Origin of the sequence: Amycolatopsis minnesotensis (genome assembly GCF_039529815.1) — a bacterium.
GTDB lineage: Bacteria > Actinomycetota > Actinomycetes > Mycobacteriales > Pseudonocardiaceae > Amycolatopsis > Amycolatopsis minnesotensis.
The window spans coordinates 123,720-146,446 of the sequence record NZ_BAAANN010000020.1 but is presented as its reverse complement, the minus strand read 5'-3'; the positions used below and the strand labels follow the sequence as shown (position 1 = coordinate 146,446).

Genomic DNA, 22,727 nt, shown 5'->3' with positions numbered 1-22,727 from the left:
TGGGCTCGACGATGCTCCAGCAGCGCGGCGGTGGCCACCGCAAGGCGAAACCCGCGCTCAGCGAAGGGAAGAAGGCCGAACGCAAGCTCGGGCTGCTGCTCTGCGCGCCCGCCGCGATCGTGATGCTCGCGGTCACCGGCTGGCCGATCATCTACTCGGTGTGGCTGTCGTTGCAGCGCTACGACCTGCGCTTCCCGGCGCAGCAGGAGTTCGTCGGCTTCGACAACTACGCCGCGGTGCTGTCCAACGGCTACTGGTGGACCGCGTTCGGCACCACGATGGGGCTGACCGTGGTGTCGGTGGCCATCGAGTTCGTGCTCGGCATGGCGCTCGCACTGATCATGCACCGCACCATCGTCGCCAGGGGGCTGGTGCGCACGGTCGCGCTGATCCCCTACGGCATCGTCACCGTGGTCGCCGCGTTCTCGTGGTACTACGCGTGGACGCCGAAAACCGGGTACCTCGCGAACCTGCTGGCCCCCGATTCGGCTCTGCTGACCGAAAAGCTCCCGTCGCTGCTGCTGATCGTCATCGCCGAGGTGTGGAAGACCACTCCGTTCATGGCGCTGCTGCTGATGGCGGGCCTCGCGCTGGTACCGGACGATCTGCTGAAGGCGGCGTCGATGGACGGGGCGAACGCGTGGCAGCGGTTCACCAAGGTGATGGTGCCGGTGATGAAACCGGCGATCCTGGTCGCGCTGCTGTTCCGCACCCTCGACGCGTTCCGCATCTTCGACAACATCTTCGTGCTCACGAAGGGAGCCCAAGATACGTCGTCGGTGTCGATGCAGACCTACAACAACCTGGTCAAGGGGTTGAACCTCGGGATCGGGTCGACGATGGCGGTGCTGATCTTCCTCACGGTCGCGATCATCGCCTTCGTCTTCATCAAGCTGTTCGGGACGGCCGCGCCCGGCAGCGACGAGGGGGGTAAGCGCTGATGGTGATGGGTGGAGCGATCACGACCGGTCGCAAGGTCAAGTGGACGCTGACCGACATCCTCGTGGTGGTGTACGCGCTCGTCCCGGTGCTGTGGATCGTGTCGCTGTCGTTCAAGACGAAGGAAACGCTGAAGGACGGGAGTTTCATCCCGCAGTCGTGGACCTTCCAGAACTACCTCGACATCTTCGCCACCGACGAGTTCATCCGCGCGCTGGTGAACTCGATCAGCATCGCGCTGATCGCCACCGTGATCGCGGTGGTGCTCGGCACGATGGCGGCGTACGCGATCGCGCGGCTCGACTTCCCCGGCAAGCAGGTGCTGGTCGGGCTGTCGCTGCTGATCGCGATGTTCCCGCAGGTCTCGCTGGTCACGCCGTTGTTCAACATCGAGCGCACGCTCGGGTTGTTCGACACCTGGCCCGGCCTGATCCTGCCGTACATCACGTTCGCGCTGCCGCTGGCGATCTACACGTTGTCCGCGTTCTTCCGGGAAATCCCGTGGGAGCTGGAAAAGGCGGCCAAGATGGACGGCGCCACGCCGGCGCAGGCGTTCCGCAAGGTGATCGCGCCGCTGGCCGCGCCTGGCGTGTTCACCACGGCGATCCTGGTGTTCATCCTCTGCTGGAACGACTTCCTGTTCGCGATCTCGCTGACCTCGACGAGCGCGTCGAGGACGGTGCCCGCGGCGCTGTCGTTCTTCACCGGGTCCTCGCAGTTCGAGGACCCGACGGGCACGATCTCCGCGGCCGCCGTGGTGATCACGATCCCGATCATCCTGTTCGTGTTGTTCTTCCAGCGCCGCATCGTCGCGGGGCTGACCTCCGGTGCGGTGAAGGGCTGAGGCGCCATGGCTGAAATTGTGCTCGACAAGGTGAGCAAGAAGTACCCGGACGGCGCGCTCGCGGTGTCCGAGGTCAATCTCGAAATCGCGGACGGCGAGTTCATCATCCTGGTCGGCCCGTCCGGCTGCGGGAAGTCCACCACGCTGAACATGGTCGCGGGCCTGGAGGACATCTCCTCCGGCGAGCTGCGCATCGACGGCAAGCGGGTGAACGAAAAAGCGCCGAAGGACAGGGACATCGCCATGGTGTTCCAGTCCTACGCGCTCTACCCGCACATGAGCGTCCGCGAGAACATGGCGTTCCCGCTCCGGCTCGCCAAGGTTGCCGACGCCACGGTGAAGTCCAAAGTGGAGGAAGCGGCGCAGATCCTCGACCTGACGCAGCACCTCGACCGCAAACCGGCCAACCTCTCCGGTGGCCAGCGGCAGCGGGTCGCGATGGGACGCGCGATCGTGCGCAACCCCAAGGCGTTCCTGATGGACGAGCCACTGTCCAATCTGGACGCCAAGCTGCGCGGGCAGATGCGCACCTCGGTGTCGAAGATCCAGAAGCAGCTCGGCACCACCACGCTGTACGTCACGCACGACCAGACCGAGGCGATGACGCTCGGCGACCGCGTCGTGGTGCTGCGGGCGGGGTACGTCCAGCAGATCGGGTCGCCGCAGTTCCTCTACGAGCAGCCGGCGAACCTGTTCGTCGCCGGCTTCATCGGCTCGCCGTCGATGAACTTCATCCCGGCGACGCTGGAGGACGGCCAGTTGCGCAGCGCGCTCGGCTCCACGACGCTGCCCGATCGTCTCCGCAGGCTGGTCGAGTCGGCGAACGCGCCGAGGGAGGTCATCGCGGGCATCCGGCCGGAGCACTTCGAGGACGCCTCGCTGGTCGACGACGCGCAGAAGGGGACGGGTGCCACGTTCACCGCGCGCGTCGACGTGCTGGAGTCGATGGGCTCGGAGAAGTTCGCGCACTTCAGCCTCGAAGGCGAGGCCGCGACCTCTTCGGAGCTGGCGGAGCTCGCCGCGGACAGCGGATCCTCGGACGTACCCGGTGACGCGTCGCAGATCGTGGCGCGGCTGTCCGCGGCGTCGCCCACGGCGGAGAACCAGGACGTCGAGCTGTGGTACGACGCCGACAAGATCAAGCTGTTCGACCCTTCGTCGGGGAAGAACCTGACCTACTCGGAATAGCGTGCACGAAGGAGCCTGGGCCGTTCTTCGCGACGGCCCCGGCTCCTTCGCGTCCCAGGTGACTTCGCGCAAGCCGTAGTCGCGCAGTATTTCCGCCAGGGGAGTCAGCTCCTGGAACGCGCCGGGTGGCGGATCGATGTAGAAGCCGTTGGATGGCTTGCCTTCCACGGTCGGCGCTTCCCGCCAGATGGTGCCGTCGTTGTCGACCAGAGTGAGCAAGTGGTCGTAGCAGCTGGGGCACGCGGTCGACCGGCTCCATTCGACCGGATCGACCTGAACCAGTTCGGCGGGTGCGACCTGCCGACCGCGATCCAGCCGGACTTTCGGTGCCAGCTCGTAATGCCGCCACCGGCGGTGCAGCACTTCATCAGCGGCGAGTCGGACGCAGATCGCATGGAAGCTCATGGGATTACCTGATTGTCGTGGTGCACTTTGCCAGAGGAAGAACCGCCATCTGAGGAACAGCGGGGTCCGGTATCTGCGCCTGGCTATGACCAGCACCTCCCCGGTCTGGTGCGCCAGGCGGAGCCGTCGGGAGCCGCTGACGTACAGCACCGCGACTTCGCCTGACGTGGACAAACTGTCGAAGGACAATTGTCCACGCTAAACCTGATCGGGGATACATGTCGCGAGCAGGTTGTGACGCTAGGCTTCCCGCACGGCAGCCACGCCCACACGAGCGAAGAAGCGACTTGGTGCGCACTTGCGATCTCTCCGGGAGGGCGCCGGGCTACTTCTGCGGGACGCTACGGGGGAGCTGAAGCTGTCCGCTGATGCCGTTGTCAGCCGGTACGAGTCCGGTCACAACCGACCGCAATGGGCTTCGGTCAAAGCACTGTTGGCGCTCTACGAAGCGAGTAACGAAGACCGGGAACGGGCGGCGGTGTTGTGGGAAGAGGCTGGCGTGCCGGTGCCGCAAGTACGGCTACCCGCAGCAGCGCACAGCTTGTCGGTGGGCGTGAGGTGATGAGGGTGCAACTCGAACGACTCATCGAGATGAGCAAGCGACCGAAATCCGCCGACGGCATACCTTGAGTACCCCGCAGGCGGCGCCTGGGTGGACAATGGAGGCGACGTACAGCACCTCTCGGCCATGTTCGACGGTGTCAGCGCTGATAAAGCGCTGTCGCCATCAGACACGGTTGAGTTCATCAGGGGCCTGGTCAGGGAGCTGTGAAGGACCACACCGCGCATTGGCGCAAGAGCAGCTACAGCGGAGCCAGCGAAGGTTCGACGAAGAAGCGAAGCCTGCGGTTCTTGACCGTAACTTGGGGCCTCGCTCTTCACTTTCCGTGCTGAGGTGAGGGCAGAGATCGCCTGGCTACAGCAGGTGCATGCTGCCTTGGCCGACATGGTGAGGTATCGCGCGGCGCGGTCCTTGGTGTCCCGGACGCCTACCTCGCGGGTGGTGACGGCTTATACGCCAGAGGGGCGCGAGAGGTTCGTCCGTTTCGATCGGACCGGCGGTGTCCGGGCGCTGCCCGACCGGGGGCGTCGGCTGGGCGCCTGGAAAGGCGCCCCTCTCCAGGCGCGCCGGGGTGAAGAGGGGCGCCTCGGGCTTGCTGTGGGTGGCGACTTAGCGCATTCGGGGCGGCGCTTGCTAGGGCGAGATGCTCCGCGGAGATGGCCAATGCGTCACCTACCTGGCGGTATCCTTGTTGGTTTCTGGCTTTGTACGGTGCATGACAAGGGGAGGTAGTAGGGGGCATTTCATTATTCACGTGGCCGGACACTTGATGTGCCGTCGTGTGCAGCGGGCAGCAGCCGCGCCCCTATCTTAATCCCCGTTCGAGATTACTACTTAATTTCAACTAGAGGTGGGGAAAGTGTACGGAGCAATATTGCGACTGAGATCAGGGTTTGTCGTATCTGCCGTGTTGTCATTGATGTTGGCGACACTGTTTTCGGCCGCCGCTGGCGCGAGTCCTAAACCTTCCGAAAAGCAAGTCACCTGCACCGGGGGCGTAGCGGGTACGCCAGGTGGAAGTAACTGGCGAAACGAAGACGAGTTTCCGAATGTTAAACGGTACTATGATGGTAGTGCGGCCGTTCGAATTAACTGCAACGGCCCCGTCGAAGCGATTCGAGTCACGGGATTGTACTACTATTCTGATGGCAATAATGTCGTTACCGGAGCGGATCATTTTTGCTTCAACACCGATCACTGCGACGGCGTCGCGTTCGCGGCTGCGCTATACTTCAGCGCGTACATCAACTGTGACAAGAAGGCGGTAGGTGACTACGCGCGGACCGCAGGAAGCTATCACCTTCCGGGTGGTCCGGACACGGTCATCCCGAGTGCCGCGGAGGGGCCGAAGGTGGAGACGCGTAACCAGCTGCTCGACCCGGCGTGTCAGAACGGTTACAAACACTAGACGACTAAAGGGATGACAACTTGGCTGACAAGAAACGTGAAAGCGTAATCGCGCAGAGGGTCGGGGCGACACTCGCTGTCGGACATTCCCCGCGCGGCACGGTGAACGTCATCCTGGTCGCACTCACTGAGCAGTTCATGGACATGCGGATCAGCTACATAGCGCACGAGGACCTGTTTAGTTCATGGAAGGCGGATGAATTCCTGTCAAAGGCAGTTCATGAGTATGGGACCTACAAGTCGGCCGAGTTGCGATCAGGGAACCTGCGCGATGGCTTCCCAGGTGACGACCCACGTATTTCACTCCTGTCCGCAGCCAAGGATGATGCCCGGTCGGGCTGGGCCATGATTCGTGTTACGCCTCCGCCGACTGCTGGAGACCTCACCACGCACATCGCCGTGCCCGATCTTGACATCGAATTGCGCGCTGCAATCCGGGCTCGGATCATTCCTGACGCGAATATCTAGCAAGCATGCAGAAAACCGCCCCCTGGATCCCGTAAGGGAACCAGGGGGCGGCTCGTGTTGTCGTGACGATGGTTGGGTCAGGGTCGCTGTCCATCGAGCGCGACGCCTGCGTTGTCGCGGGCGCGCAACCCAGCACCCTGAGGGGGGCGGATCACGCTCGCCGTCGACGGTGTGCCGAATGGGGCGCTGGTAATCGAGGTGAGCACGCTGGCCACGGCGGCGAAGCCTGCGAGGCTGAGCCCGGTTGGCCAGTCGACAGCGAGCAGGCCGGTCCCGGCGGTGGCGAGCCAGGCCGCGAGGGCTCCGGCGAAGGACTTGACCGCGCGTTCGATGGCGTCTTTCCAGAAGGCTGCGGAGAACATCAGGCCACCTCGGGGGTGGTGGTGCCGTGTCCGTTCACGTTCACGTCCACCTGCACGACGGCGTTCTTGATCGCGTCCTGGACGGCTTGGCGGAGCGCGTCGAGGTCGATGTGGCCTTGGTCGGCGACTGCCTTGGTGAGCTGGGCGATCACGGTGTCCTGTGCGGCGTTCTGGGCGTAGATCGCGTTCACGGTGGCGAAGACGGGCTTCGGACCTGCGTCGCCGCCGCCGTAGAACCCGGCGAGGTAGGTGTTCGCGACGGCGTCCTTCAGGCTGATGTTCGTGCCGTTCGGGCGCTTGCCGATCGGAGCGTTGAGCAGTTCGTCCACTGTGGGCATGGTGTCCTCCGATGCTGTTGCGAAGTGGTTGTTGGTGTAGGACTCGTTGAGGTCGACGGCGCTGGCCTGGATGCCTGGAATGTGGCCGGAGCTGGAGTACTGGTGTACGTCGTAGTGCCCGGCGGCCGGGTCGGGGCGTGCGCCGTAGCGCGCGATCCAGATGGTCAGTCCGGGAATGCCCCACTGGTCCGGCCGGGTCGTCTTCGCGAACGCGTTGTTCAGGTAGACCCCGGGCCGGAACCCGAGATCGGCGACGCGGCGGCAGAGCCGGATCCCGAAGTCGCGCGCCCCGGCGTTCGGCCCGAACGGCGCTTCTAGATCGAGCGCGGGCACCAGCCCGGTGGCGTTGAGCCTGCGCACCTCGGCGACGAAGATCTCCGCCTGCCGTTCCGGCGTCGGGGAAAGCTGCGCGTAGTGGTATCCGCCCACCGGGATGCCGACCGAGTGCGCACCGTTCACGATCGCGTCGGCAGGCCCCGCCGTCGCGATACCGCCGCCGTCGGTGACCTTCGTCCACACGTACCCCACGCCGTGCGCCTTGACCGCGTTCCAGTCGGTGACCGTCTGGATCTTCCGGTAGATATCGATGCCGAGCGTCGTGGTTGGTCACCTCGTTGTTGTTGGTGTGCTCGGGTTTTCCGGTGGTGGTGTGGTGTGGCAGGTGTAGGTGGGGGCGGTGTCCGGGGAGCCGTCGTCGCGCAGGCAGGTGCGGATCGAGCCGTCGGTGTAGGTCTCGGTCGTCCGGGCCGCGGGTGCGGCGTCGCGGCCGGGAACTCCGGGAGCGCCGGGGATTCCGGGTGGCCCGGAGGGGCCGGTGGTGCCGCGGCAGGGTGCGGCCGGGTCGCCGCAGTAGGCGGTGACCGCGGCGGCGATCTGGTCCGGGGTGATGGCCGGGGCGGGTGTTCCGTCGTGGCCGTCGGTGCCGTCGCGTCCGTCTTGCCCGGGGCGGGGTGTGGGGATGTGGGCGACGACGGTGTTCACGATCGCGTCGACGTCGGGTGCGGCGCCGGACGGGCCGCGGCATCCGTCGTGGGTGGCGCAGTAGTCGAACACTGCGGTGCGCACGGCGGCGGGCGGTGGTGCGGGTGGTGTGCCGGACCGGTCGACCTCGGCGGCCTGCTGGCAGGCGGCGCCGAGTTCGGCGGCGGCGGGACCGCCGCGGGCGCAGGCGTCGGTGACCTGCGCGGCCAGCGAGCGGGCCTGCCCGGTGGCGGTGTCCGCGCGGCGGTCGGCGGTTTCCTTGTCGGTGGTGGCGGTGAGCTGGCTGATCACCAGGAACCCGACTCCGGCCAAGGCGACGGCGAGGGCCAGAACCGCAGGCTTAAGCCGCCGGGTTCCACCGGAGCAGGTGAGGGGCACAGCCATCATCCTTTCGTGGATGGACACTGCGCCGACTCAAGGCTGAGCGGACACTGAGATTGACACAGCTTCTAGAGGGGTGGTCATAGTGAGCGGGAAGATATTCACCACTGAGATCAGAAAAATAATCGTTGTCGGCATTTTTGGGGCATTGCTTGGCGCTATGCTACCCGGAAATGCTGCGGCAGCACCGCCGCAAAGAGAGTCACTGTTCATAAGTCATACAATCGAAGGCCACGCTTCTGATAACCCGTCCTACGCGGCTGCCACCGTGGTAGTTAATGGTCAAGCATTGTTCGATGGTGACCACTACAGACTTACCGGATCAATCAAAGTCAGGTGCTATCAAAATATCGCTGCTGGCGCCGGTGTTTTGCACTGGCGCGCAAATGGCCAGGAGCGCACTCAGACAGTCAAATGCAATTCATTCTACGGCTTTGAGACCGAACGTGAGAATATCCACGCCGCCGAAGGTGTGATGGGCGCTGACGGTGCCGTGGCTGCATGGGCGTGCTGGACAGGAGGCGACGGGGGGCGCAATCCGATCACCCCGGGTCATCGATGCAGTAGTCCCGAGATCTTCCATGCTGGCGCCCAGCTCAATATGCCGCCCCTTGCGTCCACGGCGCAAGACAAGATAAAAGGATATGAGTTTGAGTTGACCGGTCAAGCTCAAGTGCATTTCTGGCAGCGCGGCTATCGGGTTCGCATTACAGCAGAGCTGAAGGGAACCGAGAGGGATCCGGAAGGAGTACCTAAACCGAATCCAGGTCAACCCGACCCGGAAGCCGGGGATCCAGAGTCCGGAGATCCAGGGCAGGATGATTCTGACTCGATGGGGCCGGAAGAACGCTTGGGCTGCATTGAGGATATGCGGGTAATGGCGCATTGGAAAACTGTTCCCGACGGGATTGAGCACAGTGCATTCATGTGGTGTCAAGACCCTTACGATTATGGGGACTTTCCCGCGGTGACAGGCTCCGGGGCTCTGAATATCGGCCAACACCTGGAGGTGTGGCTGTGTGCGATGAGCAGCTATCAACCATGGCATTGCAGCAAACCGGCCACGATTTCTCCCCCAGGCAAGCGGGCCTGACTGACCTCCTTAAGACACAGGTAGGCAGACGATCCCATCAGGAGCGGCCATACCCACCCCGCTAGTCCTGATCAGCACGCCTCGCTCTCCGCTTGGCGGCGGCGGCGCGGTCCTCGGCGGCGCGGCGTAGTTCGCGTTCCTCGTCGACGCGGGCGTGCAGCTGGTCGACCGCGTCCCGCAGTTCGGCGAGGTCCGCTTTCAGCTCGGCGATCTCCTCGTCGTGCGCGCGGTTGAGCCGGGACAGTTCGGCGGTGTAGCGGCGGTCGCTGGTGACCAGCAGGCGCGCCATCCACCCGATGATGCCCATCACCAGTACCCCGATCCCTCCTGGCAGGGCCACGCTGGCGAGGGCGTTCATCGCGCTCCTTACTGGCGCGCTTCCAGTGCCGCGACCCGGTTTTCGAGCGTGGTGATTCTGCTGTCGAACGTGGCGGGCTCGGCGGAGGTGAGGGTGGGGACACGGCGGCCGAGTTCGCGGAGTTCGCGGCGGATGCTGCGGAGTTCGTCGAGGAGGCTGGTGTTGGGGCTGGGTACCCCGGGCATGCTCATCAGGCCCCCTGGAGTGGCTGGAGGGTGAGTTTCGCGGTGTGCGGGTCGTCGCCGTTGCTGGCGCCGAGGATCCGGATCGGGTAGGTGCCGTCGGTGATGACGCGGTGGCCGTGGACGTTGGCGACGCCGGTGTCTCCGGCGGCGAGCAGGTCCAACGACGGGGATCGGGTGGGGTGGCCTTGGCCGTCGTCTCCGGCGGCGCGGACGGTGATGTCCCAGGAGATCGTAGGCCGGTAGTAGGTGGTGACATACTTCTTGGCCCAGCCGTCCAGGGTGGATTTCACGCTGGCCGAGATGTGTTCGCCGCCTTGGTCTTCCGGCAGCGGCCAGCCCGCGTTGATGAGGGTGAGGTCTTGATAGTGGCCGTAGACGAGCTGGCGTTCGCTGCCCGCACCGCGTTCGAAGCGCGCGAAGGTTTGGCGGGAGGCGTCGCGGTCGACGGAGACGCGGATGAGCGCGGCGCCGTAATCCCAGGCGTGCGGGTAGCCGGTGGTGTCGCCGAGGTTGGGGTTGCCGATACGCATGCGCCACTGGATCGCAGAGTGGGTAGCGTCTGCCCATTCGGGACGAAATTCGATCTCGGGACCGTCGATGACTTCGGAGAGCTCGCGTAGGCGTTCGCCAATGGAGCCAAGGTCGTATCCCTTGTAGTGGCGTTCGGCGTCACCGGAGATGTCGTCGGGCAGCACGATGGGCAGGGCGCCGCCGTAGCGTTGAGTGGGGATCTCGACGAGGCGTTTGGCGATAACGACACTAAACCGGTCATCTTCCAAATCATCGAGCAGTCGCCCCATTCTTCACGATCCTTCGAGGCAAACTCCGATGCCGACCCCGCTTCGGAGTAGCGGTCGAACACCGGCCACTCCTTGTACTCGCACTCGCGGGTGTTGAGCTTGTTCTGTTCCGGGAGTGACCTTCCCTTGCCCTTGCGCGGATCGCTCACACGGTTGTTGATTGCCGCAACTCTGGGCTCACCATCCGAACGCCGCTTCAGCGTCGAAACCGCGCTGCGGTCACGCTTCGGCGGTCTCACGCCAAGCGGACGCGTAGAATTCATGCTGATCACTCCAAGCCTCAGGTGGAAGGAATGCCCTGGTCAGGGCGTTGGTGGCCACCTGAGACCCAGGCTAGATCAGAACCCCCGTTTGACGCACACCCTGGTGTGCGTGGCAGTGGCGTGGTTTGCGGGTGCAGCCGGGAAAAGAGCAGCCGCGGTCGCGGATGGCGAGCATGAGGCGGAGGCCTTCGGTGACCACTCGTTTGGCGCGGCCGTACTCCAGTGGTTGCCCGTCGGTGCCGAGTACGGTGGGGATGACTTTGCAGTCACACGCCAGAATCCGGGCTTCGCTGGCGGTGATGGCGGTGACCATGTCCAGGCAGGCTTGCCCGAGTCCACTTTGGAGCACTTCGAGGGGGATGGTGACGACGATGTCACCTCGGGTGCTGCTGTGGTTGGGTGCGTCCGGGTGGCTGGCGGCGAGGTCCACGATCTCCATGAACGCATCCCCGTAGCGCTCTGCTTTCCCGCGAACCAGGGGATTGTCCTCTTTATGGGGCAGTGCCAGGGGTTCCAGGAGTGCGAGGGTTTTCGCGCCGGACACCGGGTCGAGGTAGCCGTCGAATTTGATCGAGCCGTCTTTGCCTTGGCGGTACCGGAACGTGCGGGAGGGTTCGGGGGTGTCGCGGGGTTCGGCGCCGTCGGGGTCGAGGGTGTCGCGCAACCGCCGACCCGCCTCGGCGACCTCCGCCGTGGTCGCGGTCCGGGCGAGATCGACGAGAGTTTTCTCGGTCTTCTCCCGCTCTTCGACCGGCACAGTGCCCGGAATAGCCTGCAGTGCCGACACGACCCCATCCACGTGCAGTGGCGAGATCGCTCCTTCGGTTGCGGCTTCTCCGGTCAGTGGTGCAACTGCGGGAATCTCCGCGCCGCCAACGCTTCGGCTGGGGTTGAGCGCTAGGGCCCGCGCCACCAGCTTCCGCACTGCGGCCGGGGAAGTCCGCGCCACCTCCGCCACCAGTGCGGCGGTGGAGGGGTAGCCAAGTTCGCGCGAGGCGCCGTTGTCCAGTTCCGCGATCACGCGGCAGACCACGGATTCCTGCTGCCACAGGGACATCAACTCTTCCCGCAGCAGCGCGGCCTTCTCGTCCGCGGCGAGCTGCCACAGCTCCCGCTGCGGTTCAAAAGAAGAGTTCTTGGACACCTCTCAATTCTACCGCGATCGCACAGAGGTTCGACTGATCCATCCAGGTGAACCTTCTTCGGCTGTCCAAAGTGGACAAGGGAAAAATGGTGCCGGTAAGGGAAAAGTCCGGCTATGCAACAGGCGGTCGACCTGGAACGTCGAACCTCTCTCGGTTCAAAGCCTTCTTTGAACCGCCGTTCGACACGGCGACAGGCGCCGCGACACGACCAACTGCGAAAGCACGATTTTCCATTCAGGAGGGGAGCTTCGGCAGGACGAACTCGGCGACCTTTCTTGGCCCGCGCGCAGCTCTCGGCCGTGGCGGGTGCATCGATCTCCTTCGCGGTGAAGAGCGTCGCTTCACCACGGCCGTTCGACGGTCGTTCGGCGCGCAGTGTGCACGAAGAGCCGTCGAGGAGTTGGGACACCTTTTCCCCCGCGACGGTGACCGTGGTGCCGGAGACTGGCCAAGGAGTTCGCCGGGTAGTCGACGTGCTGGACGCGCTTCTCGGCGACCGCGGCCAGAACACCGGTCACCGCCTTGTCGGCCTTTGCGCGGCGCTTTTCAGCGGTGTCACCGGAGAATTCGACCGTGACGCGCACGCTGTCGGCGAACGCTGCGGCCGCGGTCAAGTCCGCGGGCGGTGGTGGCGGTGGCGCCGCCGAACAGCTCGTGATCATCAGAACCCCAGTCCCCAGTGATGCGGCGACGACGCGCACGCCAAGCCTCATGGCGGTCCTATCGCCGCTTGCGGCCGAAATGTCACCGCTGTTATCCGTTGGCGATCCTTTTTCCCGGCGCGCTCAACCTTTCCCGGCGCCCGCCCGTATCGGATGGCGAACAGGTGCTCTGATCACGGGAGGAAGACTCGATGAACATCACGCCGAGCCGGCCGAGGCTCGTCGCGCTGGTTGCCGCGTGCGGGCTCGCACTGGGCTTGAACGCCCAGGTCGCGACCGCGCAGCCGGACGAGGGCTGGCGACTCGACCAGCCGCTCGACAGCACGGTCGACCGGATCTACAGCGACGTCGCGGCCACGGGCGGTGACAACGCCTGGGCGGTCGGGATGAAGCGCGCCACCGGGGGTACCGGCGCCGAGATCGCGCTGACGCACTACGACGGCAAGGCCTGGACCGATGCCGCACCAGCACCGGTGAGCGGGCCCGCGAGGCTCGACGTGGTCGCGGCGGCGGCGCCCGACGACGTCTGGGCGGCGGGCTCCGCGAGCGGTGTGGCCGCCGCGGACGTCCGAGCCCACCGCGCGATTCCGGCGGGATCGAGCGGGGCCAGCGTCGTCCAGCACTGGGATGGCAAGGCGTGGCAGGCCATCGAACGCCTCACGCCCGCGCCCGGCTGGCAGTCCTTCGTTTCCGACATCGCCGCCTTCGGCGGGAATTCGGTGTGGTTGACCGGGTTCGACTTCCAGGAGTCCACCAGCTCGTACGAGTACCGCCTGGAGAAGTGGGACGGCAAGGCGTGGCAGAAGGTCGCGCTGCCACCAGGCCCGAACGGGAAGACAGCGACGCCGTGGACGATCGTGGGTTCCGGTCCGGAGGACATCACGCTCAGCGCGGACGTGACCGAAGGCAAGAAGGCCATCCCGCTGGTGTACCACTGGGACGGTCGCGTGTGGACGGTCCAGGAAGTGCCGGTGCCCTCGGACTACCCGACCGGCTGGATCGCGAACCGCATCGCGGCGGACGCGAAGGGCGGCGTCTACGCCGTGGGCAGGCCGAACGAGTGGAATCCCTCCCAGAATCCCGGTTTCGTCGCGCACTGGGACGGCAAGCAGTGGGCTTCGGTGCCCGCGAGCCCGTTCACCGAGGCGAATGCGACGACAGTGGACAATGACGGCAGGTTGTGGACGGCGGGCTGGGCCGACGGCAAGCCGCACATGCAGTTCGTCGTGTGGACCGGTAAGGAGTGGCAGAAGGACGAGCTGCCCGCGGAAGGCACCTCGCGTGCCGAGCAGAGTTCGGTGCTGGCGATGGCACCGGTGCCCGGTACGAAGAAGCTGCTCGCCGCCGGCCTGTTCAGCTCGAACGACCTCAAGAACACCTGGGGCATGCTCGCCGCCAAAGGCTTCTGACGCTCTTTCCCTCGCGTGGGTTGGCTGACGCCCTGAAGGCCACGTTCACGGCACTGAGTGCCGTGGAGGATGCTCCTATAGAGGCCGAGGTGAGGTCCGCTGCGCATGCCCTGAAGGGGCCCTTCGGGGAATCTGACGCCGCGAAGGTGACCTTCAGGGCATGCGCTGGGATTTCGCCGCCCGCGCCTCTTTCCCCCGTCCGCGCTCAGGCTCCTGCAGGGGCCTTCAGGGATGTGCATGCCGCGGATGTGGCCTTCACCGGGGCTGCTCCGCTCCAGGGCGCATGCCCTGAAGGCGCCCTTGAGGGAATCTGACGCCGCGAAGGACACCTTCAGGGCATCAGCACCACCACGCCGCACGCCGTGAGGGGCGAGATCGCGGCGTCAGATTCCCCGAAGGCGCCCTTCACGGACCAAGGCCCCGACGGCTCCACGCATCCGCCACCCACCTCACCGGAACCGACGCGCACACATCACTGTGGCCTTCACGGCATTCCGCGGCCACCCCTGAGGGCTCACGAAGGAGCCACTAGGGGGTGAGTCATTCCTTGGCACGATGCGCTGCCCGCCCGCCGGGGTGAGGATGGGGTGGAAAGGGCGTCAGTACGTCCGGCGAAGCAGGAGAGGGAGTTTCATGAGCGGCACCAGTTTGTCCCGCCCGCGCAGCGGCCGGATGCTCGGCGGCGTGTGCGCGGGTCTCGCCCGCCGGTTCGGCACCACGCCGGGCAGGATGCGCCTGCTGTTCGTGATCTCGTGCATCCTGCCCGGTCCGCAGTTCCTGATCTACCTGATCCTGTGGCTCGTCATTCCCGAGGACTGACCGACGGCTGATCGGGAACGGTGGCGATGTACCACTCGCGGCCGAGCAGCAGGCCGAACACCGGGGCGGGCAGTTTCACCAGGAACCGGAACACCGCCGCCGAGCGGCCGCTGCCGCGCAGCACGGATTCGTGCGCGGCGAGCGCGGCCTGCTTCCGCCGCGCGTACCGGCGCAGGTCGAACCGGTGCGTGATCGCCGAGCGGGGGCTGTAGAGCAGCGAGTCGTAGCCGAACGGGATCCGCAGCAGCCTCGTCAGGCGGACCGCCCTGGCGAGGGCGTCGCGGGGCATGGTCGCCTCCAGCACGGCCGGTGTCCCGGCGAGTTCGGCGGCGCGCTTGCCGACCTCGTGCACCCGCACGTGGTCCCGGTGGCCGTAGCCGCCGTTCGCGTCGTAGGTCAGCAGCACCGACGCGCTTTCCTCGCGCAGCAAGGAGGCGAGCCGTTCGGCGGCCTCTTCGACGGGCACCCTCACGAAACGCGGGCGGTCCGGCGGATCGGGGTAGAGCAGCGGCCCGTGCCCGCTGTCCGCGTATCCCAAGTGCTCCACGCGCCGCACGCCGAGGATTCGCGCGCTGGCGCGGAGTTCGTTGAGCCGCGTCGGTTCGCTTTCGCCGATCACGCCGTCGGTGGCGACCACGATCACCACGCGGTGCCCGTCGTCGGCGGCGCGGGCGAGGGTGCCGCCGGTGAGCAGCGCCTCGTCGTCGGGATGCGCGTGGAACGCGACGATCGTGCTCATCGGCCCCGCGTCCGCACGGCTTCGATGACCTCGTCGTCCCACCGGTGCGTCCGGATCAGCCGGTACCGCTCGCCCGCGACCCACAGGTACGCCTCCGCTTCGGTCCGGTCGCCGATCAGGTCCGCCTGCCGCAGCATGTCCACCACCGGCACGAATTCCTCGTCGTGCCAGCGCTGCGCGACGCGCGCCCTGTCCAGGAACGCGCCTTCGTCCTGCATGAGCCGGAACCCCCACGCTTCGACGTGTTCGCCCAGTTTCGCGTAGTCCCAAGGATCCGAGACCAGTACGGCCGCGCGCGCCTGCCCGGTCAGCGGGACGCGTTCGAGGAACAGCCGCCGGTAGTCCTTGACGATCAGGTCGCCGCGGAACCGGATACCGCTCGGGTCGAGCTTCGTCCGCACGTCCGTGACCTGAGCCTCTATTGTGGACAGTCCGAGCGCGTGCGCGACGGAAACCCGGTGGTGGCCGTCGATGATGAAGTGCAGTTCGCCGACGCGGTACACCTCGATCGGCGGGATGTGCTCGCCGCGCCGCGTCGCGAGCGCTAACCGTTCCCACCGTTCGCGCACCCGGGCCGAGGTCGGGCGGAACCGGCGGTCGAAGTCGCGGCCCCGGTCCACGCTGCCGACGATCGAGTCGAGCCGGATCACGCGCGCCCCGATCCGGCGCTCGCCCTGGTAGCCGAGCGCGTCGACGACCTCGGAGAACGGCAGCATGATGTTGACGTCGTCGGGTTCGCCGCGCAGCCATTTCGCCAGCCGCGACAGCACCTGCCGCCGCCTCGCGCGGAGGAAGTCGTGCTCGGCGTCGGCGCGCGGGAACCCGGTGTCCCTGCTGGGGCTCACGATTTCACGCCAGCCTGCTCGAACTCCATCAGGTGCCGTCCGACCACGTTGCGCACCACCGTTTCCCCCATCCTCCGGTCGGGCACGTCCTCGCCGTAGGGGTGGATGTGCCCGTGCAACAGCCATTTCGGGTTGAGCCGCGCCACCACCTGGTGCAGACAGTCGAATCCGCGGTGCGGCGGGTCGTCCCGGTCGCCGACGCCGAGCGGTGGCGCGTGCGTCAGCAGGATGTCGACGCCGCGGCCGTCACGGCGGCGACGGCGCTCCGCCCGGCGGACGAGCCCGCGGGCACGGCGTGCCTGCTGGCGTTGCGTCCACTGGTTCGGCCCGTCGTGGTACCGCACCGAGCCGCCGAGCCCCGCCACCCGCAGCCCGGCCACGTCGACCACGCGGCCGTCCGCGTTCACGCCGCCTTCCGGCCCGGGCCACGAAGCGGGGAAACCGTCCTTCATGGACAGTCCGCCGTACCGGGTGAAGCCGCTGAGATCGGCGTCGTGGTTGCCCGGCACGAAAACGCACGGTGCGTCGAGCGCGCTGGCGAGGAAGCCGAGGTAGGCGTACGGCAGGTCACCGGCGCCGATGACGAGATCGGCGGAGCAGCCGCGGACCGCGTCGGTCCACAGCCGCTCGTCGACCTCGTCGGCGACCACCAGCGCGCGGAGCATGCGCCAAGGGTACGTCGGTGCGGCTACTTCCCGCGTGCGAGCGCGGGGTCCTTCATGATGATCGCGGTGATCACGACGAGCCAGACGACGGCCATGGCGAGGCCCCAGAACTTCACGTTGGTCAGCAGGCGTGGCATGAGGAAACCCCCGTTGTTTCGGGCGGTGGGAAAAGGGCGGTGGGGTCCTGAACCGCGTGGCCTCAGAGCCAGCGGTTCTTCCGCAGTATTCGGTACAGCAGCAGGCAGATCCCCAGAATCACGCCCATCACCAGCGGGTAGCCGAACTGCCAGTGCAGTTCCGGCATGAAGTCGAAGTTCATCCCGTAGATACCGGCTCCCGCGGTGGGGACGGCCACGATGCCGGCCCACGCGGTGATCTTGCGCATGTCGGTGTTCTGCTGCAGCGTGATCTTCGCGAGCGTGGCGTCGACCAGCGTGGTGAGCAGCTCGTCGAAACCGGCGACGCGTTCGGAGACGTTCGTGAGGTGGTCGTCGACGTCGCGGAAGTACGAGCGCACCTCGTCCGGGATGAGCCGGGTGTAGCCCTCCGCGAGCCGTTTGAGCGGGGTCGCCAGCGGCATCACGGCGCGGCGCAGTTCGAGCACCTCGCGCTTCATGAAGTAGATGGTCTCGGCGGTCACCGACGAGCGCGGCGCGAACACCAGCGTCTCCATCTCGTCCATGTCCTCTTCGAGGTGGTCGGTGACGTCGAGGTAGTGGTCGACCACGTGGTCGGCGATCGCGTGCAGCACGCTGGCCGGGCCGTGCCGGAGCTGATCGGGCTCGCGGTCCAGTTCGGCGCGCAGGCGGGCGAGCCCGGAGTGGTTCCCGTGCCGGACGGTGATGATGAAGTCCCTGCCGAGGAACGCCATCAGCTCGCCGGTTTCGACGATTTCGTTGGCCGTGCTGGGCGACTCGTGCTCGACGTACCGGACGGTCTTGAGGACCATGAACAGCGTTTCGTCGTACCGCTCCAGCTTGGGCCGCTGGTGCGCGTGCACCGCGTCCTCCACCGCGAGCTCGTGCAGGCCGAACGTGTCCGCGATGCCCTGGATCTGCTCCTCGTCCGGCTCGTGCAGGCCGATCCAGACGAACCCGGTGCCCCGCTCGCGGACCTCCTTGATCGCCTCCGTGTGCGACCACCGGCCGGACTGCCGCTCGCCGTCGACGTAGATGGCGCAGTCGACGACATAGGCCGACAGCGGCACCGGGATCGGCGGCGCGACCTGTGCTGGCTTGCCGTTTCCGCGGCCGCGAAGGCCGCCGAGGGAGGGAATCGCAGGCATGGCAACTCCTGTCGGTACACGAGAACGCGAGTCGTACGGGGTTACGACGTGCCGCGCGGCTGCTGATCCGCCCGGCTTCCAGCGTCCTGGTGCGTACCGGCGCCTACCTGACAGGCAGGAGGTCGGCCGGTGTGCTGAGGACGCTGGTGGTACTAGGGAGCGGACTATCGCCGGTACTCATATCGCGTACCTCACCTCCTTCGGCCGACGTGGTGATGCTCGCGTTGACGGACGAACACCGATGATCGAGGCTACTCCTCAACGTCTACTCGTGTCGCTCCAGGGCCGGATGGTGTTACCGGGCGCACGAATCGCCGAGGAGGAATGTTCGTGCAGTTCGGGCGGTACTACGAGGAGTTCGAGGTCGGCGCGGTCTACAAGCACTGGCCTGGCAAGACGGTCACCGAGTACGACGACCACCTGTTCTGCCTGATCACGATGAACCACCATCCACTGCACCTCGATGCGCATTACGCGGGCGAAACCACTGACTTCGGGAAGAACGTGGTCGTGGGCAACTACGTCTATTCGCTGCTGCTGGGCATGTCGGTGCCCGACATTTCCGGCAAGGCGATCGCGAACCTCGAGGTCGAATCACTCAAACACGTGAAGCCGACGTTCCACGGTGACACGATCTACGGCGAGACCGAAGTACTGGACAAGACCCCGTCGAAGTCGAAGGACGACCGCGGCGTGGTCTCCGTGGAGACTCGCGGGTACAAGCAGGACGGGCTCATCGTGTGCACGTTCCGCCGCAAGGTCATGGTGCCGAAGCGGTCCTACGGCGACGCCCGCGGCGGCGAGCAGCCCGGCCGCCCGGTACCGCACGAATAGACCGCGAACAGCGAAGGGGAGCAAGTGGGGATCGCGCTCGACGAGATCAAGCAGCGCCTGTCCAGGTTCGCCGAGGTGGAGGCGGCCGGCTCGTCACCGCTCTACGCGCATCTGGCGGCGAAGGCGGCCGAGGACGACGAGGTGGCCGGGCTGCTGGCGGCGGCGCCCGCGGGCGAGGCGCGCGCGAACCTGCTGCTCGCGGCGGCGCACCGGCTGATCCAGGCCGACCCGATCCACCCGCTGTCGCGGTACTACCCGACCCTCGGCGGGTTCGACGGCGTCGATTCGGAGACCTGGCCGCTGTTCCGGGAGTTCCTCCTCGGCCGCGCGGACAAGGCGAAGGAGATCATCGGCACCCGGTACACGCAGACGAACGAGGTGCGCCGGGCCGCGCTGCTGTACCCGGCGGTCGCGGCCGCCGCGAAGGCCGCGGGCGGGAAGATCGCGCTGCTCGAAGTCGGCTGCAGCGCCGGGCTGCTGCTCGGGCTGGACCGCTACGGCTACCGGTACCAGTGCGACGGCGGCGAGCAGCTCGTCGCGGGCCCCGCCAAGACCCCGCTCGGGTTGCACTGCGCGCTCGAACTGGCCGAGGGCGCGATGGCGCCGAAGCTGCCGAAGAAGCTGACGATCGCGGCGAAGGCCGGGCTGGACCGGATGCCGGTGGACGCCGCCGACGAGGACGAGCTCGCCTGGCTCGAAGCGTGCGTGTGGGCGGACCAGCCGGACCGGATCCGGCTGCTGCGCACCGCGGCCGCCGCCCAGCGCAAGGACGTGCCGGAGCTGATCACCGGCGACGCCGTCGACGATCTCGCCGCCACCGCGGCCCGGCTCCCCGCGGACCTGCCGCTCGTGGTGCTCACCAGCCACCTGCTGCCGTACCTGGAGGAGCCGCGGCGCGCGGCGTTCGTCGAGGCGGTGGCGGCACTCGCTGCGGACCGTCCACTGTGGTGGGTCAGCGAGGAGGCATACGACGTCGGCTTGAAGTACGTGCTGCCCGGCCGGGACGACCTGGTCTTCCGCGGCGAGAGCACCCTCGGGCTCGTGCACTGGGCCGGCGGGAAGGCCGACGCGAAGGCGCTCGCCCGCACGGCGCCGCACGGCCAGCGGATGGAATGGCTCGCGGGCTGAAACTTCTTCCGCCGGGGATGTAGTGCCCGGCGGCCCGGCTTCGACCTCCTGTCGACGGCGCTCGACGGGAGCGCCGGACGAGCGGAACGGGGCAGGACATGACGGAGACCGGGATCGAGCGGGTGCGGTCGGCGGACGGTTCGGAGATCGCGTTCGCGCGGTCGGGGCGGGGACCGGCGGTGATCCTGATCGGCGGGGCGTTCAACGACCGGTCGACGACCACCGCGCTGGCCGACGGCCTCGCTGAGGAGTTCACCACGTACCGGTACGACCGCCGCGGCCGCGGCGACAGCGAGGACCGCGCGTCGAAGGTGGCCGTCGCCCGAGAGGTCGAGGACATCGCGGCGCTGATCGAGCACGCGGGCGGCGAGGCGGCGCTGTTCGGCCATTCCTCGGGTGCCGTTCTCGCGCTGGAGGCCACCGCGGCCGGGCTCGCGGTGTCCGCGGTGGTCGCGTACGAGCCGCCGTACTCGGTCGGTCCGGTCGCGGACGAGCGCGTCGCGTCGGCGGAGCGGGTGGTCGAACTCGCCGAGGCCGGTGACTCCGACGGCGCGGCGGCGGAGTTCCTGCGGATGACCGGCGCACCGGCCGAGGTCGTCGACGGGATGCGCGCCGACGCGAACACCTGGGCCTACCTCACCGCGCAGGCGCACACGTTGCCGTACGACATCGCCGTGTGCGGATCGGGGCTGCCCGCGGACCGGCTGGGCACCATCGGCGTGCCCGTCCTCGTCATCGACGGCGGTGACAGCGAGGAGGCCCTGCGGGCCGGGGCGCGTGCGGCGGCCGACGCGGTGCCCGGCGCCCGGTACCGCACGCTGCCCGGCGAGGACCACGGCATCCTGCGGGACCCCGCGGCGCTGGTACCGGTGGTGGCCGGATTCCTGGGCCGAGCGCGGTTGTGAGCGGGGCGGGCGGGGGCGAGGATGGCCGCCATGGGTATCGACGACACCTGGTTCACGCCCTTGACCCCGCTCGCGTTCCTGGAGCGCGGCGCCGAGGTGTTCGGCGACAAGGAGGCGATCGTCTACGGCGAGCGCCGCCTGACCTACCGCGAGTTCGCGGCGGAGGCCACGCGCGTGGCGAACGCGTTGCGGGCGAGCGGTGTCGAGCCGGGTGACCGGGTCGCCTACCTGCTGCCGAACATCCCCGAGATGCTCGTGGCGCATTTCGCGGTTCCACTGGCGGGTGCCGTGCTGGTCGCGGTGAACACGCGGCTGGCGCCAGCCGAGATCAAGCACATCCTCGCCCACTCGGGCGCGAAGGTGCTGGTGGCCGACGCCGGACTGCACGCGTCCGTGCCCTCGGATTCGGGCGTGGGCGAGATCGTGACGGTGACCGACCCGGCCTCCGGCGCGAGCCCCGATCCCCGCGTCGGCGGCATCTCCTACGACGACCTGCTCGCGCGCGGCAGCGACGAGCCGCTGCCGTGGACCGTCGCCGACGAACGCGGCACCATCTCGATCAACTACACCTCGGGCACCACCGGGCAGCCCAAGGGCGTGCTGTACCACCACCGCGGCGCCTACCTGAACTCGCTCGCCGAGATCGTCCACTCGCGGCACACCACGGAGAGCCGCTACCTCTGGACGCTGCCGATGTTCCACTGCAACGGCTGGTGCACCACCTGGGCGGTGACCGCGATCGGCGGCACGCACGTGTGCCTGCGCGCGGTCGACGCGGCCGAGATCTGGCGCCTGCTCGAAGCGGAGCGGATCACCCACCTCAACGGCGCGCCGACCGTGCTGGTGACCATCGCGGGCCACGACGGCGCGCACCCGCTCGACCGCGAGGTGCTGGTGACCACGGCGGGCGCGCCGCCCAGCCCGACCGTCATCAAGCGCATGGCCGCCCTCGGCGCGAAGCTCGTGCACGTCTACGGGCTGACCGAGACCTACGGCCCCTACACGGTGTGCGAGGCGCAGGACGGGTGGACCGCGCTCGACGTCGACGCCCGCAGCAGGCTCCAGGCCCGCCAGGGCGTCGGCATGATCGTCTCCGACGGTGTGCGCGTGGTGGACGACGAGATGCGCGACGTCCCGCGCGACGGCGCCACCATGGGCGAGGTCGTGATGCGCGGCAACAACGTGATGGCGGGGTACTTCGCCGATCCGGAAGCGACCGAGAAGGCGTTCCGCGGCGGCTGGTTCCACTCGGGCGACCTCGGCGTGCGCCACCCCGACGGGTACATCGAGCTGCGGGACCGGGCGAAGGACATCATCGTGTCCGGCGGCGAGAACATCTCGACGATCGAGGTCGAGGCCGCGCTCGACTCGCATCCCGCGGTGCTGGAGGTCGCCGTGGTCGGCGTGCCGGACGAGAAGTGGGGCGAGCGGCCGAAGGCGTTCGTGGTGCTGCGGCCGGGCCGCTCCGTCGAGGCCGAGGAGCTGCTGGACCACGTGCGCGAGCGGATCGCGCGCTACAAGGTGCCGAACGCGGTGGACTTCGTCGGCGAGCTGCCGAAGACCTCGACCGGGAAGATCCAGAAGTTCCAGCTTCGCGAGCGCGAATGGGGCGACCGCAACTCACGGGTGCAGGGATGACCTCCGTGCCGCGGCGGGCGGCACGGTGACGCTGATGCCCCGAAGGCCACAGTGATGTGTGCGCGTCGGTTCCGGTGAG

The 22,727-nt window shown here is 67.3% G+C and carries 24 protein-coding genes and 2 pseudogenes; 14 read left to right on the top strand and 12 right to left on the bottom strand.

Annotation, left to right across the window (positions count from 1 at the left end; all coding sequences use genetic code 11):
• Positions 1-11: 11 nt before the first annotated feature.
• From ABD256_RS24880 to ABD256_RS24860, 7 genes and pseudogenes are all read left to right on the top strand, one after another.
• The gene (locus ABD256_RS24880) at positions 12-941 is read left to right on the top strand and encodes a carbohydrate ABC transporter permease (RefSeq protein WP_344423575.1); all 930 of its coding nucleotides are present in this window, start codon (positions 12-14) and stop codon (positions 939-941) included.
• The gene (locus tag ABD256_RS24875; protein WP_344423462.1) at positions 941-1,783 is read left to right on the top strand and encodes a carbohydrate ABC transporter permease; all 843 of its coding nucleotides are present in this window, start codon (positions 941-943) and stop codon (positions 1,781-1,783) included. The genes ABD256_RS24880 and ABD256_RS24875 overlap by 1 nt, the downstream gene beginning before the upstream one ends.
• Before the next feature lie 6 nt (positions 1,784-1,789).
• Positions 1,790-2,971, top strand: a complete 1,182-nt coding sequence (locus ABD256_RS24870; RefSeq protein WP_344423458.1) for an ABC transporter ATP-binding protein — start codon at positions 1,790-1,792, stop codon at positions 2,969-2,971.
• 700 nt (positions 2,972-3,671) lie between these two features.
• Positions 3,672-3,938, top strand: a pseudogene (locus tag ABD256_RS44475) (helix-turn-helix domain-containing protein); the annotation flags it as partial.
• A gap of 54 nt (positions 3,939-3,992) precedes the next feature.
• Positions 3,993-4,148: pseudogene (locus tag ABD256_RS44470) on the top strand (helix-turn-helix domain-containing protein); the annotation flags it as partial.
• A 649-nt stretch (positions 4,149-4,797) separates the two neighbouring features.
• A complete protein-coding gene (locus tag ABD256_RS24865) occupies positions 4,798-5,346 on the top strand; it encodes a hypothetical protein (protein ID WP_344423455.1) in 549 nt (182 codons plus the stop codon).
• A 20-nt stretch (positions 5,347-5,366) separates the two neighbouring features.
• Positions 5,367-5,813 (top strand): hypothetical protein, encoded by a 447-nt coding sequence (locus tag ABD256_RS24860; RefSeq protein WP_344423452.1) that lies wholly within the window; start codon positions 5,367-5,369, stop codon positions 5,811-5,813.
• A gap of 77 nt (positions 5,814-5,890) precedes the next feature.
• On the opposite strand, the gene ABD256_RS24855 is transcribed toward ABD256_RS24860, so the two are convergent.
• Genes ABD256_RS24855 through ABD256_RS24845 form a run of 3 tightly spaced genes read right to left on the bottom strand, consistent with a single transcriptional unit; the run spans position 5,891 to position 7,878 of the window.
• Entirely contained in the window at positions 5,891-6,175 is a 285-nt protein-coding gene (locus tag ABD256_RS24855) for a holin (RefSeq protein ID WP_344423450.1), read from the bottom strand.
• A complete protein-coding gene (locus ABD256_RS24850) occupies positions 6,175-7,095 on the bottom strand; it encodes a glycoside hydrolase family 25 protein (RefSeq protein WP_344423572.1) in 921 nt (306 codons plus the stop codon). The genes ABD256_RS24855 and ABD256_RS24850 overlap by 1 nt, the downstream gene beginning before the upstream one ends.
• A gap of 24 nt (positions 7,096-7,119) precedes the next feature.
• A complete protein-coding gene (locus ABD256_RS24845; protein ID WP_344423446.1) occupies positions 7,120-7,878 on the bottom strand; it encodes a hypothetical protein in 759 nt (252 codons plus the stop codon).
• A gap of 82 nt (positions 7,879-7,960) precedes the next feature.
• On the opposite strand from ABD256_RS24845, the gene ABD256_RS24840 reads away from it, so the two are divergent.
• On the top strand, positions 7,961-8,968 hold the full coding sequence (locus ABD256_RS24840) for a hypothetical protein (protein ID WP_344423443.1): 1,008 nt from the start codon (positions 7,961-7,963) through the stop codon (positions 8,966-8,968).
• A gap of 61 nt (positions 8,969-9,029) precedes the next feature.
• On the opposite strand, the gene ABD256_RS24835 is transcribed toward ABD256_RS24840, so the two are convergent.
• The 5 genes from ABD256_RS24835 to ABD256_RS24815 all read right to left on the bottom strand — a co-directional run bounded on the left by ABD256_RS24835 (position 9,030) and on the right by ABD256_RS24815 (position 12,381).
• Positions 9,030-9,326, bottom strand: a complete 297-nt coding sequence (locus ABD256_RS24835) for a hypothetical protein (protein WP_344423440.1) — start codon at positions 9,324-9,326, stop codon at positions 9,030-9,032.
• Positions 9,327-9,334: 8 nt separating this feature from the next.
• Positions 9,335-9,517, bottom strand: coding sequence for a hypothetical protein (locus ABD256_RS24830; RefSeq protein ID WP_344423437.1), 183 nt, complete (start codon positions 9,515-9,517; stop codon positions 9,335-9,337).
• Entirely contained in the window at positions 9,517-10,311 is a 795-nt protein-coding gene (locus tag ABD256_RS24825; RefSeq protein WP_344423434.1) for a hypothetical protein, read from the bottom strand. Before ABD256_RS24825 ends, ABD256_RS24830 begins: the two co-directional genes overlap by 1 nt.
• A 333-nt stretch (positions 10,312-10,644) precedes the next feature.
• A complete protein-coding gene (locus ABD256_RS24820) occupies positions 10,645-11,718 on the bottom strand; it encodes a DUF222 domain-containing protein (RefSeq protein ID WP_344423431.1) in 1,074 nt (357 codons plus the stop codon).
• 342 nt (positions 11,719-12,060) lie between these two features.
• Positions 12,061-12,381, bottom strand: coding sequence for a hypothetical protein (locus tag ABD256_RS24815; RefSeq protein WP_344423428.1), 321 nt, complete (start codon positions 12,379-12,381; stop codon positions 12,061-12,063).
• A 191-nt stretch (positions 12,382-12,572) separates the two neighbouring features.
• Between ABD256_RS24815 and ABD256_RS24810 the strand changes: the two genes are divergently transcribed.
• Positions 12,573-13,790, top strand: coding sequence for a hypothetical protein (locus tag ABD256_RS24810; protein ID WP_344423425.1), 1,218 nt, complete (start codon positions 12,573-12,575; stop codon positions 13,788-13,790).
• 633 nt (positions 13,791-14,423) lie between these two features.
• Complete coding sequence (locus ABD256_RS24805) at positions 14,424-14,609, top strand: PspC domain-containing protein (protein ID WP_344423422.1); 186 nt, start codon at positions 14,424-14,426, stop codon at positions 14,607-14,609.
• Here the strand turns inward: ABD256_RS24805 and ABD256_RS24800 are convergent.
• The 4 genes from ABD256_RS24800 to ABD256_RS24785 all read right to left on the bottom strand — a co-directional run bounded on the left by ABD256_RS24800 (position 14,593) and on the right by ABD256_RS24785 (position 18,143).
• The gene (locus ABD256_RS24800) at positions 14,593-15,348 is read right to left on the bottom strand and encodes a PIG-L deacetylase family protein (RefSeq protein ID WP_344423419.1); all 756 of its coding nucleotides are present in this window, start codon (positions 15,346-15,348) and stop codon (positions 14,593-14,595) included. The genes ABD256_RS24805 and ABD256_RS24800 overlap by 17 nt on opposite strands.
• Positions 15,345-16,193 (bottom strand): ParB N-terminal domain-containing protein, encoded by an 849-nt coding sequence (locus ABD256_RS24795; RefSeq protein ID WP_344423417.1) that lies wholly within the window; start codon positions 16,191-16,193, stop codon positions 15,345-15,347. Before ABD256_RS24795 ends, ABD256_RS24800 begins: the two co-directional genes overlap by 4 nt.
• Positions 16,190-16,858 carry a metallophosphoesterase family protein gene (locus ABD256_RS24790; RefSeq protein ID WP_344423415.1) on the bottom strand — a complete coding sequence of 223 codons (669 nt, stop codon included), beginning with the start codon at positions 16,856-16,858 and terminating at the stop codon, positions 16,190-16,192. Before ABD256_RS24790 ends, ABD256_RS24795 begins: the two co-directional genes overlap by 4 nt.
• Positions 16,859-17,057: 199 nt before the next feature.
• On the bottom strand, positions 17,058-18,143 hold the full coding sequence (locus ABD256_RS24785) for a magnesium and cobalt transport protein CorA (RefSeq protein WP_344423412.1): 1,086 nt from the start codon (positions 18,141-18,143) through the stop codon (positions 17,058-17,060).
• 330 nt (positions 18,144-18,473) lie between these two features.
• Here ABD256_RS24785 and ABD256_RS24780 point away from each other — a divergent pair, with 330 nt between their 5' ends.
• From ABD256_RS24780 to ABD256_RS24765, 4 genes are all read left to right on the top strand, one after another.
• Positions 18,474-18,977, top strand: a complete 504-nt coding sequence (locus ABD256_RS24780) for a MaoC family dehydratase (RefSeq protein ID WP_344423570.1) — start codon at positions 18,474-18,476, stop codon at positions 18,975-18,977.
• Between the two features lie 30 nt (positions 18,978-19,007).
• Positions 19,008-20,105, top strand: coding sequence for a DUF2332 domain-containing protein (locus ABD256_RS24775; protein WP_425546517.1), 1,098 nt, complete (start codon positions 19,008-19,010; stop codon positions 20,103-20,105).
• A 98-nt stretch (positions 20,106-20,203) separates the two neighbouring features.
• On the top strand, positions 20,204-21,010 hold the full coding sequence (locus ABD256_RS24770) for an alpha/beta fold hydrolase (protein ID WP_344423406.1): 807 nt from the start codon (positions 20,204-20,206) through the stop codon (positions 21,008-21,010).
• Positions 21,011-21,040: 30 nt separating this feature from the next.
• On the top strand, positions 21,041-22,648 hold the full coding sequence (locus ABD256_RS24765) for an acyl--CoA ligase family protein (protein WP_344423403.1): 1,608 nt from the start codon (positions 21,041-21,043) through the stop codon (positions 22,646-22,648).
• Positions 22,649-22,727: the final 79 nt, after the last annotated feature.